Source organism: Sphingomonas prati (genome assembly GCF_014643515.1).
GTDB lineage: Bacteria > Pseudomonadota > Alphaproteobacteria > Sphingomonadales > Sphingomonadaceae > Sphingomonas_R > Sphingomonas_R prati.
Genome location: NZ_BMJP01000001.1, coordinates 1,350,057 through 1,363,348 on the forward strand (window position 1 = coordinate 1,350,057; position 13,292 = coordinate 1,363,348).

Consider the following 13,292-nt stretch of genomic DNA (forward strand, 5'->3'; position numbering starts at 1 on the left):
CTCAGCGCGCCGGCGCGGACTGCGACCACGCCGCCAGCGGCGCACGCTGCGCCGCCTTCAACCCGGCGCGGTACCGGATCTGCGACACGGACGTCACCGCCCCCTGCCGCGATGCCGGCGGCAGATTGGCCTGCGCATAGGCCTCAACCCGCGTCGCGACCGCCGGGTCGGACGCCTGCCCCGCGAGACCAACGATGTAACGCGGCCGCGAACTCGCCTCGACCAGTGCGTTCACCTGGTCCTTGTGCGCCGCCGCCCAGTCGAACGTCATCCCCGGATGGGCATAGGCCGCCCCGCGGATCAGGTTCGCGCGGTCCGGCACAGTCGCCTCGTTGGTCAGCGCCAGGTCCAGCGCGCGCTGCGCCAGCGCCGGATCGGCCACATTGCCGAGCCGCGAATAGAGGCTCCGCCGCACGCCCGCGTCCTTGGACGACGCGGCCAGCTTGCGCATCGCCTCCCACTGCGCCGGCGTCGCGTTGGACAGGTACACCGTCGTCACCGGCTCGCGCACCGCACCCGGAATATCGTCCAGCCCGCCGGCGACCAGCTTGCGTGCGCCCGCCACGACCTCCGGATCGCCCATGCCGCCCAGCACCTGGATCAGCGTCTCGCGCAGGATGCTGTCGGACGGCGTCTCACCCGTGCGAGCCACGAACCCGACCCGCCGGAACTGCGGCGCGAGCAACCCGCGCGCCCGCGTCCGGAACGCCGCCTGCACGGGATCGCCGTCGAGCAACCCATCGAGCGAACCGAGCTGCGTCGCCGCCAGGTCCCACACGATGGGCGACGCGTTCTGCGGAATGCGGTCGAGCAGCGTCAGATACCGGCTCAGCGGCGCATAACCGCCATTGGCCAGCGCGACGCTGTCACCCATCAGCCCCAGCTGATCGGTCAGCGCCAGCTGCCCGAACCCGCGCGACAACGTCTCGAAATGCTTCGGCGCGGTCAGCGTGCGGTAATAGCCCTGCTGGCGCGGATTGATGACCAGCGGACCGCAACCCGCCGCCGTCGCGCTCTGCCGCGCAGGCCCGCTCACCGTCGTCGTGGTCGACGCGCCGCCCGTCGTCATCTCGACCGGCACGATCCAGCGCTGCGCCGTCTTCGATGCGGCATCCAGCCCGAACCGCCCCTGCGACAGGCCGATCCGCGTCTTCCCGCCGCTGCACACCGGCTCCGTACCCGTGATCAGCGGCACGCCGCCCTGCAACGTGAAACTGTCCATGAACGGCTTTACGGGCCGCCCGGCCGACGCCGAAATCGACTGCCACAGATCGTCCGTCACCGTGTTGCCGTACTGGTGCTTGGCCATGTACGCGCGCACGCCGTTGCGGAACGGGTCCGGCCCCACGGCACCCTCCAGCATGCGGATCACCGCCTGACCCTTCTGGTACGTGATCGTGTCGAACGCCTGCGAAACCTCGTCCACCGTCCCGATCTTCTGCACGATCGGGTGCGTCGATGCGCGCGCGTCGACGCCGAACGCCGCCTGCCGCGCGCCCGCCACGTCCTGCGCCGGCACGTTCCAGTCGGGGTTCAGGTCGCCCGTCACCTTCGCCGCCATCCACGATGCGAAACCCTCGTTCAGCCACAGGTCGTCCCACCAGCCCATCGTGACGAGGTCGCCGAACCACTGGTGCGCCATCTCATGCGCCACGACGTTGAAGATGTCCTGGCGCTGCGTCTCGGTCGACAGCTTCGGGTCGAGCAGCACCGCCCGGTCGAAATACAGGATCGCCCCCCAATTCTCCATTGCAGAGAAGAACTGGCTCGACCCCGGCGCCGCGATCATGTCCATCTTCGGCAGCGGATACGGCACGCCGAAATAGTCGTTATAATAAGGCAGGATGCGCGCCGCGGCATCGAGCGCATAGTCCGCCTGCGCCAGCGCGCCCTTGCGCGTGATCACGCCGATTTCAGTGTTGCCCACCATCCGCGCCTTCCGCTCGATCTCCCCCTGCCCCAGGAACAGCAGGTAGCTCGACATCTTCGGGCTCTTGGCGAACGTCACCACCGTCTTGCCGTCGGCGCGCTTGGCCTGGCTCGCGATCGGCATGTTGGAAAAGCTCGACTGACCCTTCGGCGTCACCGCGGTCAGGCTGAACGTCGCCTTCGCGCCCGGCTCGTCCCACATCGGTGCGAAGCGCCGCGCGTCGGCCGGCTCGAACTGCGTCACGACCATCCGCTTGGGCGTGTTGCCATCCTGGTAATCGACCGCGAACATCCCCGCCGCGCTCTCGTTGATCTTGCCGGAGAAACTCATCGCCAGCCGGTGCGTGCCGGCCGCGACGGGCTTCGCGAAATCGAGCGTCAGCGTCTGCGCCGCGGCGTCCAGCGTCAGCTTCGACGGCGTCGTGCTGTCGTCCAGCTTGGCATAGCCTACCGCCAGCTCCGCGGCGTTCAGCACGATCCGCGTCGTCGGCCGCGTCACCGCGATCGTCACCGTCTCGCTGCCGGTGAAGTTCAGCTTCTGCGCATCGGGTTCGACCGAGATTTCGTAGTGCAGCGGCGTCACCCCCGGCGGCAACCGCCCCGGCTGCTGCACACCCACCGCCGGCAGCGGCGCGGGCGCGGCCCCGACCAGCGTGACGGAGGCGAGAAGCAGGGCGGACAGCCGGGCGTAGGATTTCATCGGATGGTCATTCCCATATGGCAGGACGGCAATCGTGGGACGATTACCGTGGATAGTCTTGCCTAATCCGGGTTACCCGCCGCGACAAGCGGTGCTGCGACCGCGTCGGCGTTGCATGCGACGGGCATGCAACCGCATAGGCGGCCCGGACATTGTGACGGCAGCGAAAGGGGTTTCATCATGCGGCTCGACGATTATCGGACCAGCGACAATGTCGAGGACCAGGGGTCCGGCGGGGGTGGCGGCGGCTTCGGCGGCGGCGGCGGCGGCGGCGGTGGGGGCGGGGGCATCTTCGGCCTGCTGTTCGGCATCGTGGCCAGCCGGTTCGGCATCGGCGGCATCGTCGTGCTGGCGCTCGGCGCCATGCTGTTCGGCATGAACCCATTGTCGATGCTGACCGGCGGCGGCACCACGACGTCCAGCGGCCCGCGCGAGGGTGCGACCACGAACGCCGCCGAGGCCTGCTCCGCCGACGCCGCGCAGAAATTCTCGTGCCAGGTTCTCGCCAGCACCGAAGATACCTGGACCAAGCTGTTCGCCGAACGCAACCAGCAATACACGCCCGCCGGCCTGAGCTTCTACGACGGCTCCGGCAACTCCGGCTGCGGTCAGGCGCAATCCGCGATGGGCCCGTTCTATTGCCCGACCGACAAGAAGATCTACCTCGACACCACCTTCTACACGGAACTCCAGCAGAAGTTCGGTGCGCCCGGTGATTTCGCACAGGCCTATGTCATCGCGCACGAGGTTGGCCATCACATCCAGGATCTCGAAGGCACGCTGGCACAGGCACAGAAGGCTCAGCAGGCCACGTCCGAGACCGGCGGCAACGCCGTGCAGGTCAAGGTGGAGCTGCAGGCCGACTGCTATGCCGGCGTCTGGGCTGCGCGTAACCCGAACCTGATGTCGCCCGGCGACGTGCAGGAAGGGCTCACGGCCGCCGCCGCGATCGGCGACGACAAACTCCAGGGTAACCGCGCCCGCCCCGACAGCTTCACCCACGGCAGTTCGGCACAGCGCCAGAAGTGGTTGCAACGCGGTCTCGAAACCGGCGACCCCGCCCAGTGCGACACTTTCGCCGAAGCGTAAAACGAAGCGGGGGAGGATGACACACCGTCACCCTCCCCCGTCATCCGGACTTGAGCCAGGACCCCGCTCATTAAGCGCCAGATTACAGCCGAACGAGCATCTTCCCGCTGTTCCCACCGCTGAACAGCGCCATGAACGCCTCCGGCGTCGACTTCAGCCCGTCGTGCACAGTCTCTTCGCTGCGGATCTTCCCCGCCTTCACCAGCGCGCCCATTTCGCGCTGGAATTCGTCGGCCTGGGCCTGGAAATCGGTCACGATGAACCCGCGCAGCCGGATCCGCGCCGCCACGATCCGCATCAGGTAGCGCAGCTCCACCGGGTCGGTCGCATTGTAGCCCTCGATCATCCCGCACATCGCGAACCGCGCCCCGTCGCGCGCCGTCGCCAGCGCCGCATCCAGGTGCCCGCCACCGACATTGTCGAAATACACGTCGATCCCCTGCGGTGCGGCGGCCATCAGCTTCTTCACCAACGACCCGTCCGACTTGTAGTCGATCGCCGCGTCCGCCCCGAGCGACTCGACCAGCGCGACCTTCGCCGCACCCCCCGCCGATCCGACGACCGTCATGCCCTTCGCCTTGGCGATCTGTACCACTGCGGAGCCGACCGCCCCGGCCGCAGCCGACACGAACACCGTCTCGCCCGCCTTGGCCTCGGCCACCGCCAGCAGACCGAACCACGCGGTCATCCCCGGCATGCCGAGATGCCCCAGATAACGCTGCACCGGAATGTCGCTCGCCGGGATCTTCTGCACGCCCGCCACCGGCAGCACCGCCTCGTCGCGCCAGCCCGCCATGTGGACGACATGGTCGCCCACCGCGAAGCCGTCCGCGCGGCTTTCCACCACCTCGCCCACGGCGCCGCCCTGCAACGGCTCGCCGATCGCGAACGGCGGGACATAGCTTTTCGTGTCGTTCATCCGCCCGCGCATGTACGGGTCGACCGACAGCCAGCTGTTGCGAACACGGATCATGCCGTCCTCGATCGGCGGCAACGCGACGTCGGTCAGCGCGAAATTGTCGGCGGCAGGCATGCCGTTCGGGCGCGACGTCAGGGTCCAGGCGCGGGCCATATCGGTATCTCCTCAGATGTGATGCCGCGGGCCTACGCCCCCCTTCCGCGAACGTAAAGCAATCTGGATCATGCGGCGTGCGCCCGGTCCCGCGCCGGCACGGGCTCACCGCAACATGCCCACCACCACCGCATCTCGGTGACGTCTCGCGATCGTCCTCAAAAATATGATCCGGCCCGTTGCCAGCGCCCGACGGCTTCGCTAGAGGCGGCCTGTCGGGTCTGGGGCTGTAGCTCAGATGGGAGAGCGCTGCAATCGCACTGCAGAGGCCAGCGGTTCGATTCCGCTCAGCTCCACCAGCCCCGCACGCTAGGCCGTCAGCGCGCGCTCGCGACGCCCCGCAAGAACCGCCCCGCCTATCACCGCCAGCAGCAAGCCGGTCCAGAAGATCGCCGTGAACGGCGCCGCGTCCCCGGCAACCAACCGCACCCCAAGCGTCCCGATCAGCGCAACCGGCGCACCCCACACCACCCCATGCCACGCACCGCGCAGCCAGGGCTCACGCAACCCGCGCCGCCGCCGCTTGCCCAGCCAGATATAGACGCCCGTCGCACTGACGATCGTCAGCGCCAGCCCGAACATGACATAGCAGATCTTCACCGGCAGCCCGCCATAGTTGCCGAAATGCAAATTGTAGTTCGACGCCGCCGCCTGCTGCCCGATCGCCCCGTCCGCCAGCCTGGCAGTTCCAGTAAAAAGCCCCGCCGCGTCGAAGTCGTAATATTCCCCGAAGATCAGCCGGCGCGCATGCCGCCCGACGATTTGGACATGCTGCCCCGCCGTCCCCGGATCGTGCAGCGTCACGTAAGTAACCGCGATGTCCGGATAGACGCGCTCCATTTGGACGAGCGCGGCAGCGACATCCGCAACCGGTGCCCTCGCCGCGTTGGGCTTCGCTTCCTTGCCGAAGATCGGCGCATAGACCGCCGCGATATCGCCGCCATAAGCGACCCGCGCCAGCACCGCGGTCCCGACCCCGGCCAGCCCGATCACCGCGCCGGTAATCGCGATCGCCAGCCCGAACGGCAGCGTCCAGACGCTCAGCCGGTTGTGCCAGTCCGCCATGCCCACGCCGCCGCCGTGCCGCGCACGCAGCCGAAACGCGTCGCGAAAGATCCGCGGATGCGCGATCAGCCCGGTCACCGACAGCGCCACCATCAGCATCCCCAGCGCCCCGACGATCGTCATGCCGACCACCCCCGGCACGTTCAGCGTATAATGCAGCGCGTACAGAAACTCGGACCAGTGGTTCAGCTCGGGCGCCGCGATCCGCCCCTGCGCGTCCAGATGCACCGCCTGATGATCAGTCGTGATCGTCGCCCGCGGCAGTTCGGGCACCGGCATGTGGACATAGAGATGCGCGCTGGCCGGCTTGCCCTGTTCCTTGGCCAGCACCGCCGCCACGCCGCGCTGCACCGCCTGCGGATCGATCCGCGCCATCTCCGGCGCGTCGCGTTGTTCGATGCGCTGCCATTCCTGGTAGAACACCAGCACCGTCCCGCTGAGGCACACGAGATACAGCAACGCCCCAGCCAGCAACCCCATCGCGGCATGCGCGGACAGGGCGGATCGGACGGTCGAGGCCCCCGGTGCGATCGTCACGCGACGGCCCCCATCAGCATCGGCAACCCGGTCGCACCGCTGACGAGCAACGTTGCGACCTGACTACGCCGGCGCACCTGCATCAACAGGATGGTGATCAGCACCGCCCAGCCGACCGGTACCGCATACAGCGCCGCGACATTGGCATTCGCCTCCCCCCAACCGACCGCCAGCCCGAGCCAGCGCAGCCCAAGCGCCAGCAGGATCGCCGCAGCGAACCCGCCCGGCATGACCATCACGAACGTCGTCACCCGCCGCCCGATCGCCCGCGGCTCCCGCGCCTGCACCGCGACCCGCCGCCCCGCCGCCACCGCTCGACCCCGCGGACACCGGATCGCCGCGACAGTCAGCGCAACGAACGCTGCCCCCATCGTCACCAGCGCCGCAACCGAAACGCCCCAAGCGCCCGCCGCCGCCCAACCGGACAGGACCGAAGCGACGATAAGGCCCCAACCGAGCGAATTCCACCCGCTCGCCCGACGCTCCAGTGACCGCGCCCCGCGCAGCACGCCGACCGCGCCCGCCCCCAGCGCGCATGCCACCCACAGACCAAGCGACGCATCGTCCATCACAGGCGGTAGCTCAGCGTACCGAACACGTTCCGCTCCGCCCCGACGAAGCAGTCGCCGCGCGCCAGGCAGGCCGAGTAATAGTCCTTGCCCAGCATGTTCGTCGCATTGATCGCCAGCCCCCAGCGCTGCCACCGCACCTCGGCGAACCCGTCGACCAGCGTATAGTCCGGCGTCACGATTCCGTCCGGAAACGCCGGGCCATAGGACCGGTTCTTGCCCGAATAGCGCACGCCGCTGCCGATCCGCAGGCTGACATCGTCGGTCAGCGCGAACGACCGCGCCGCCCACAACGACGCATTATGCTTCGGCACATTCTCCAGCTGCTGGTTCGTCCCGTCGATCTCCGCCTCGTTGTAGCTGTAGTTGGCGATCAGCTGAACCTGCCCCGGCAGCAGCGTGCGCGCCTCGAACTCGACGCCCTTCGACGTCAGCGACCCAGCCTGGCGCTGGTCGAACGGATCGGCCGTGGTGGGGTCGTCGACCGGCCGGTTCGTCTCCTTGATCCGGTATCCCGTAACCGACACCATGCTCGCATCGTTCGGCTGGTACTTCAGCCCGGCTTCATATTGATGGCCGGCTTTCGGCAGGAACGGGTTGCCGTTGCTCGCCGTCCCCGCGATCGGCTCGAAACTCTCGGTATAGCTGAAGAACGGCGACAGCCCCGGCACGATCTCGCCGATCACGCCCGCGCGGAACGTCGTCGCATGCTGCACCGTACGATCCGCGGCAAAGCTTTGCGACGTCACCCGATCGCGCCGAGCGCCGACCACGACCGACACACGGTCCCACAACCGCATCTGGTCCTGCACGTAAAAACCAAGCTGCGTCTGCTCGGTATCCTCCGACGGCACCGCCGACTCGGGCAGGCCCCCGCCATAATCGGACAGCGCGGCATAATCCGGATCGTAAATGTCGACATATTCGAACCCGAACCCGGCGACCTTGCGGACATGGCTCCGACTGTAGTCGACGCCGCCCAGCACAACATGCTGGATCGCCGCCCCGGTGCGGAAGTTCAGCGTCACATTGTTGTCGGTCGAAAACACCTCCATCCGCGCCTTGCTGCCGTCGGCATACAGCCCGATCGAGCGGCCATCCGGATCGCTGACCGGCGTCCCCGTGGCGTCCAGCTCCACATACGGATTGGTCGGGTTGGAATAGCTGTCCGGATAATGCGTCAGGTACGTCAGGTCGCTGTCGATATAGCGCGCCTTCATGCTGAGCTTCGCGGTCTCCCCGAACCGGTGCGTCAGCAACGCGGTCCCCTGCAGCAACCGCCCGTCATACCGATCCCAGCCCGGCTTGCCGACGAACCGGTCGCTCGGGATCTTGCCGGCGCTGTTCGGCAGGATCGTGCCGACCAGCGGCAGGAACTGCGCCGTCGAACCGCCATCGTCCTCCTGATACAGGCCGAGCAGCGTCAGGTCGGTGTCCGCCCCCGGCGACCAGGTCAGCGACGGCGCGATCATCACGCGGTCGTCGGGCACATGGTCGGTCTGCGTCCCCGCATCGCGAACCCGCGCGACGATCCGCCCGGTCAGGTTGCTCGCGATCGGCCCGGTCAGGTCGGCCAGCACCTCCTTGCGATCGAACGATCCGTACCGCACCGCGATCTCGCCCGCGGGTGCCGCGGACGGCAGCTTGGAATTCAGGTTGATCAGCCCGCCCAGCGACCCCTGCCCGAACAGCATCGACGACGGCCCGCGCAGCACCTGCACGCTGTCGAAATTATATGGGTCCGCCCGGATGCTGGCGTAGAAGCTGTAGATGTCGCGCATCCCGTCGCGGAACTGCAACGCCGTCAGCCCGCGGATCGTCGCGCTGTCGACCCGGCTGTCCGGCCCGTACGGATTGGACTGCACGCCCGCGACGTAGTTCAGCGTGTCAGAGATCGAGACCGCACCCTGCGCCTGGTACAATTCGGCCGGAATGATCGTGACCGGCTGCGGCACCTGGATCGCCGGGGTGTCCGTCTTGGTCGCTGCATTCCCCGCGCGCGCCTGCCCCGTCACGACGATATCGGCATCGCGATCGGCCGACTGCGCCAGCGCGGGTGTCCCGGCAAGCATGGTCACGGACAGCAGCAACGGCTTGATCACTCGCATTCTTGAAACCCCCCAAATTCGTTGGGGCGCTGATAATGCGAGCGATTTGCAATATCAAGAGCGGATCAGTACGGTTCGTCCCGTTGGTCTCAGGGCGCGGCGGCACCCCCCGCGGCCAGCACCCGCGTCGCATCCTCCGGTGTCAGCGGTTTGGCGAAATGATAGCCTTGGATCGCGCGGCATCCGATCTGCATCAGAATGTCGGTCTGAGCCTGCGTCTCGACGCCCTCCGCGATGATGTTCAGGTCCAGCGTCGCGCCCAGCTTTACGATCAGCTCGACGATCGCGCGCGTCTCGCGGTTGCTGCCGACCCCGTCGATGAACGACTTGTCGATCTTGATCGTGTCGATCGGATAGCGGTTGATGTAGCTCAGCGACGAGTAGCCCGTCCCGAAATCGTCGAGCGCAATCCGCACGCCCATGTCGCGCACCGCGCCGATCGCGCCTGCGATCTCAGCCGATGGATGCAGGAAGATGCCCTCGGTGATCTCCAGCTCCAGCGTCTGCGGTCTTAGCCCGAACTCGTCCAGCACGTCCGACAACGCGGTCACGAAATCACGGTCCACGAACCCGGCGGCCGACACGTTGATGCTCAACCGCAACGCCGGATCGTCGAACCGGCGCTGCCACTGCGCAAGCTGGGCGCAGGCTTCGTGCATCACCCATCGGTCGATCTGGCGGATCAGCCCGATCTCCTCGGCGACCGGCACGAAGTCCGCCGGGCTGATCGGCCCGCGGACGGGATGCGTCCAGCGCAACAGCGCCTCGAAACTTTGGATCGCGCCGCTCGCCGGATCGACGATCGGTTGATAGGCCAGGTGGAACTCCCCGCGTTCCACCGCCTGACGCAGGTCGGTCTGCAACGTCAGCTGGCTGACCGCATCGTCGTGCATCGTCGCGTCGAAGATCGCATAGTCGCCGCCGCCCGCGCGCTTGGCCTGATACATCGCGATATCGGCGTCGCGCATCAGGTCGTCCGGCACCACGCCCGGCTCGCCCGCCGGCACCACGCCGATACTTGCCGACGGAAACACGCTCTGCCGCCCGAGCTGTACCGGCGCGCGCAACGCCTCGATGATCGCCTCCGCGATCCTCACCGGGGTGTTCAGGTCGGCAGCATCCTCGATCAGGATCGCGAACTCGTCGCCGCCAATCCGCGCCAGCGTATCCTGCGGACGCACGCACCGCCGCAGCCGCTGCGCAACCTCCTTCATCAGCGCGTCGCCGGCCAGATGCCCCAGGCTGTCATTGACGACCTTGAATCGATCGAGGTCCAGAAACAGCACCGAGCAGGTCGTCGCCCCCTGCAACCGCTCGCGGTCGAGCGCCTTCGACAGCCGTTCCATGAAGAACGCCCGGTTGCGCAACCGCGTCAGGTTATCGTGGAACGCGGTGTAGAGCAGTTCCGCCTCGATCCGCTTGCGCTCCAGTATCTCGCCGGCCAGCGCCTGGTTCTCCAGTTCCGCCACGCGCACCCGCGCGCTCAGTTCCTGCGCTGCCTTGCGCTCGGTGATATCGCGCTGGACGGACACCCAATGCGTGAACCAGCCGCGCTCGTTCGCCACCGGCACGATGCTCAACTCGACCCAAAACTCGCTGCCGTCGCGACGGTAGTTGATGATCTCGATCTCGATCGGCTGCCACGTCTCAAGCGCACGGCGCAGCAGCGCCCGCGACTTCGGGTCGGTCTTCGGCCCCTGCAGCACACGCGGCGTCAGCCCGATCACCTCCTCCGCGGTGTAGCCCGTCGTCCGGGTGAACGCCGCGTTGCAGTAGATGATGCACGGCCCGGGCAGGTCGACCGGCTGCGCTTCGGTAATGACGATCGAATCGCGCGCATGGACCGCCACCGACTCCAGTAGCCGTAACCGCTCCAGCGACGCCTTGCCCGCACGATTATCCACCCGGTCCTGCAGGAATATCAGGTCGAACAGTGTCGCAAGATGCGCCGTGTGCGATCGCAGGACATAGGTCTGCGCCGCGCTCAGCCCCGCCCGCGGCTGCGTATCGAGGACAATCAGCAACGCGCCGTCCGTACCCCCGATCGGCGCCGCTGCGGCAAACCGCACGTCGTCGCCGCCCTCGCCGCGGAATCCCAGTGCGATCGGCGATCCGTCGACGCAGATTGCCACATCCGGCACGACGCTGCCGTCGGCACCCATCCGATAGGGTATTACGGTCGGCAACGCGGCGGTCCGGTTGACGGCCAGCGGCACCAGTTCGCCGTCTCGCATGGCGCAGATCATCGCCGTCGAACAGGCGGTCGCCCGCGCCGCCTGTTCCACAATCGCTTCGAACACCCCCAGACGCGCGGATTGGGAGCCGACGTCATAAGCCGGATCGATGGCATCGTCGGCGCGCAGAACAGGTAACTCTATGTGCATCGGTCACTTTCGGGAGGGCATTGTTGCGTCGCTCAACGCGCAACTCACGTCCGCGACGCAGACGTGCCGACGATACCGAACATATTGTAGGTAGACTTTAAAGGATGTTACGGCCGCTGATCGCTTTGGCTCGATGCTGCCTCGTTCCGACGGGGTAGCCATAGAGTCTCACGCCCGATCGGCGAATCAATCGTCGCCCGGCTCCGTGCCGCCAGGCGTTCCGATCGCCAGCGTGATCGCATCGATCCGCCGCAGCATCGCCACGAACCGCTCCACCTCGTCACGATCAAACCGCGCGAAGATTCGGCTCTCCAGCTCCATTGCCTTGGGCGCAATCTGCGCGTGCAACTCCCGCCCCGCATCGGTCAGGCTCAGCAGGTGCGACCGGCCGTCGTCCGGGTTGAGCGCCCGCCCCAGCAACCCGCGCCCGACCAGTGCGATCGCCGCGCGACTGACCGTCACCTTGTCCATCCGCGTCCGCGTCCCGATCGCCGCTTGGGTGATCCCGCCCGTCTCCGCAACCACCGCGATCAGCCGCCATTCCGGGATCGTCAGCCCGAACAGCGCCTCGTACGTCCCCGCGATCGTATCGCTGACCAGGTTCGACGTGAACGACAGGCGGTACGGAATGAAGTCGTCGAGGGCGAGCGTCGGGCGGTCCATCCCTCGGGTCGTATCAGTTGACACGATGGCACGACAGCTGCATCTTAGTGTCATAAGATACCAGTTTGGATGAGGATACCGGCGATGGAGCATATGGACGTCAACCCGATGGGGCTCGACGGGTTCGAGTTCGCGGAATTCACCTCGGCCGATCCGGACCGTCTGGCGGACCAGTTCGAACAGTTCGGTTTCGTCCCCGCCTCGGTCCACCCGACCCGCGCCGTCACACGCTACAAGCAGGGCCGCATCAACCTGCTGCTCAACCGCGAGCCCGACAGCCACGCCGCCTCCTTTCACGCCGCGCACGGCCCGTCGGCCAGCGCGATGGCGTTCCGCGTGCAGGACGCCCGCGCCGCCTACGACAACGCGATCGCCGCCGGCGCGAAGCCCGCGCCCGAGGGTGCGGCGCTCGACGGCGTGCCCGCGGTCGAGGGGATCGGCGGCTCGATCCTCTACCTCGTCGACCGGCACGGCGCGCGCGGCTCGCTCTACGACGACTGGACCCCGGTCCCGGGTGCGGCGGAGGCGGAGGCCGCCAACGGCGTCGGGCTCGACCTGCTCGACCACCTCACCCACAATGTCCGCCGCGGCCAGATGAAGACCTGGGCCGAATTCTACGGTCGCATCTTCGGGTTCGAGGAACAGAAGTTCTTCGACATCAAGGGCAAGGCGACCGGCCTGTTCAGCCAGGCGATGATCGCCCCCGACCGCGCGATCCGCATCCCGCTGAACGAAAGCCAAGACGATCACAGCCAGATCGAGGAATTCCTGCGCGACTATAATGGCGAGGGGATCCAGCACCTCGCACTCACCACCGACGACATCTTCGCCACCGTCGAAAAGCTCCGCGCCCGCGGCGTGAAGCTGCAGGACACGATCGAGACCTATTACGAACTGGTCGACAAACGCGTCCCCGGCCACGGCCACGACCTGGAACGCCTGCGCCGCAACCGCATCCTGATCGACGGCAACGTCGGCGAGGAAGGCCTGCTGCTCCAGATCTTCACCGAACCGATGTTCGGCCCGATCTTCTTTGAGATCATCCAGCGCAAGGGCAACGAAGGCTTCGGCAACGGGAATTTCCAGGCTTTGTACGAGAGTATTGAGCTCGACCAGATTCGCCGGGGCGTGATAACCGTCGACGCCTAACCCAACCAAACTCGCTTATTCCGAGCG

9 protein-coding genes and 1 tRNA gene are annotated in these 13,292 nt (G+C 67.2%); 3 read left to right on the plus strand and 7 right to left on the minus strand.

Annotated features, from left to right (window positions below; translation table 11 throughout):
- Nucleotide 1: 1 nt before the first annotated feature.
- Nucleotides 2–2,629, minus strand: a complete 2,628-nt coding sequence (locus tag IEX50_RS06250; protein ID WP_157175152.1) for a M1 family metallopeptidase — start codon at nucleotides 2,627–2,629, stop codon at nucleotides 2–4.
- A gap of 180 nt (nucleotides 2,630–2,809) precedes the next feature.
- Here IEX50_RS06250 and ypfJ point away from each other — a divergent pair, with 180 nt between their 5' ends.
- Complete coding sequence (gene ypfJ, locus IEX50_RS06255) at nucleotides 2,810–3,718, plus strand: KPN_02809 family neutral zinc metallopeptidase (RefSeq protein WP_157175151.1); 909 nt, start codon at nucleotides 2,810–2,812, stop codon at nucleotides 3,716–3,718.
- Nucleotides 3,719–3,800: 82 nt separating this feature from the next.
- Here the strand turns inward: ypfJ and IEX50_RS06260 are convergent, their stop codons facing one another.
- Nucleotides 3,801–4,790, minus strand: a complete 990-nt coding sequence (locus tag IEX50_RS06260) for an NADP-dependent oxidoreductase (protein ID WP_157175150.1) — start codon at nucleotides 4,788–4,790, stop codon at nucleotides 3,801–3,803.
- A 223-nt stretch (nucleotides 4,791–5,013) separates the two neighbouring features.
- Between IEX50_RS06260 and IEX50_RS06265 the strand changes: the two genes are divergently transcribed.
- Nucleotides 5,014–5,089 (plus strand) — tRNA-Ala (locus tag IEX50_RS06265).
- 10 nt (nucleotides 5,090–5,099) lie between these two features.
- On the opposite strand, the gene IEX50_RS06270 is transcribed toward IEX50_RS06265, so the two are convergent.
- The 5 genes from IEX50_RS06270 to IEX50_RS06290 all read right to left on the minus strand — a co-directional run bounded on the left by IEX50_RS06270 (nucleotide 5,100) and on the right by IEX50_RS06290 (nucleotide 12,116).
- The gene (locus IEX50_RS06270; protein ID WP_268237753.1) at nucleotides 5,100–6,392 is read right to left on the minus strand and encodes a PepSY-associated TM helix domain-containing protein; all 1,293 of its coding nucleotides are present in this window, start codon (nucleotides 6,390–6,392) and stop codon (nucleotides 5,100–5,102) included.
- Nucleotides 6,389–6,961 carry a hypothetical protein gene (locus tag IEX50_RS06275; protein ID WP_157175149.1) on the minus strand — a complete coding sequence of 191 codons (573 nt, stop codon included), beginning with the start codon at nucleotides 6,959–6,961 and terminating at the stop codon, nucleotides 6,389–6,391. The genes IEX50_RS06270 and IEX50_RS06275 overlap by 4 nt, the downstream gene beginning before the upstream one ends.
- Nucleotides 6,961–9,069, minus strand: a complete 2,109-nt coding sequence (locus tag IEX50_RS06280; protein WP_157175148.1) for a TonB-dependent siderophore receptor — start codon at nucleotides 9,067–9,069, stop codon at nucleotides 6,961–6,963. The genes IEX50_RS06275 and IEX50_RS06280 overlap by 1 nt, the downstream gene beginning before the upstream one ends.
- Before the next feature lie 89 nt (nucleotides 9,070–9,158).
- Nucleotides 9,159–11,453 carry a putative bifunctional diguanylate cyclase/phosphodiesterase gene (locus tag IEX50_RS06285; protein WP_229673686.1) on the minus strand — a complete coding sequence of 765 codons (2,295 nt, stop codon included), beginning with the start codon at nucleotides 11,451–11,453 and terminating at the stop codon, nucleotides 9,159–9,161.
- A 186-nt stretch (nucleotides 11,454–11,639) separates the two neighbouring features.
- Nucleotides 11,640–12,116, minus strand: a complete 477-nt coding sequence (locus tag IEX50_RS06290) for a MarR family winged helix-turn-helix transcriptional regulator (RefSeq protein WP_157175147.1) — start codon at nucleotides 12,114–12,116, stop codon at nucleotides 11,640–11,642.
- Between the two features lie 84 nt (nucleotides 12,117–12,200).
- On the opposite strand from IEX50_RS06290, the gene hppD reads away from it, so the two are divergent.
- Nucleotides 12,201–13,265, plus strand: coding sequence for a 4-hydroxyphenylpyruvate dioxygenase (hppD, locus tag IEX50_RS06295; RefSeq protein ID WP_157175146.1), 1,065 nt, complete (start codon nucleotides 12,201–12,203; stop codon nucleotides 13,263–13,265).
- Nucleotides 13,266–13,292 lie beyond the last annotated feature (27 nt).

Bases quoted from the DNA above. Each gene is read 5' to 3' on its own strand.
- IEX50_RS06250 (WP_157175152.1), bottom strand. From the start codon at position 2,629: ATGAAATCCTACGCCCGGCTGTCCGCCCTGCTTCTCGCCTCCGTCACG.
- ypfJ (WP_157175151.1), top strand. From the start codon at position 2,810: ATGCGGCTCGACGATTATCGGACCAGCGACAATGTCGAGGACCAGGGG.
- IEX50_RS06260 (WP_157175150.1), bottom strand. From the start codon at position 4,790: ATGGCCCGCGCCTGGACCCTGACGTCGCGCCCGAACGGCATGCCTGCC.
- IEX50_RS06275 (WP_157175149.1), bottom strand. From the start codon at position 6,961: ATGGACGATGCGTCGCTTGGTCTGTGGGTGGCATGCGCGCTGGGGGCG.
- IEX50_RS06280 (WP_157175148.1), bottom strand. From the start codon at position 9,069: ATGCGAGTGATCAAGCCGTTGCTGCTGTCCGTGACCATGCTTGCCGGG.
- IEX50_RS06285 (WP_229673686.1), bottom strand. From the start codon at position 11,453: ATGCACATAGAGTTACCTGTTCTGCGCGCCGACGATGCCATCGATCCG.
- IEX50_RS06290 (WP_157175147.1), bottom strand. From the start codon at position 12,116: ATGGACCGCCCGACGCTCGCCCTCGACGACTTCATTCCGTACCGCCTG.
- hppD (WP_157175146.1), top strand. From the start codon at position 12,201: ATGGAGCATATGGACGTCAACCCGATGGGGCTCGACGGGTTCGAGTTC.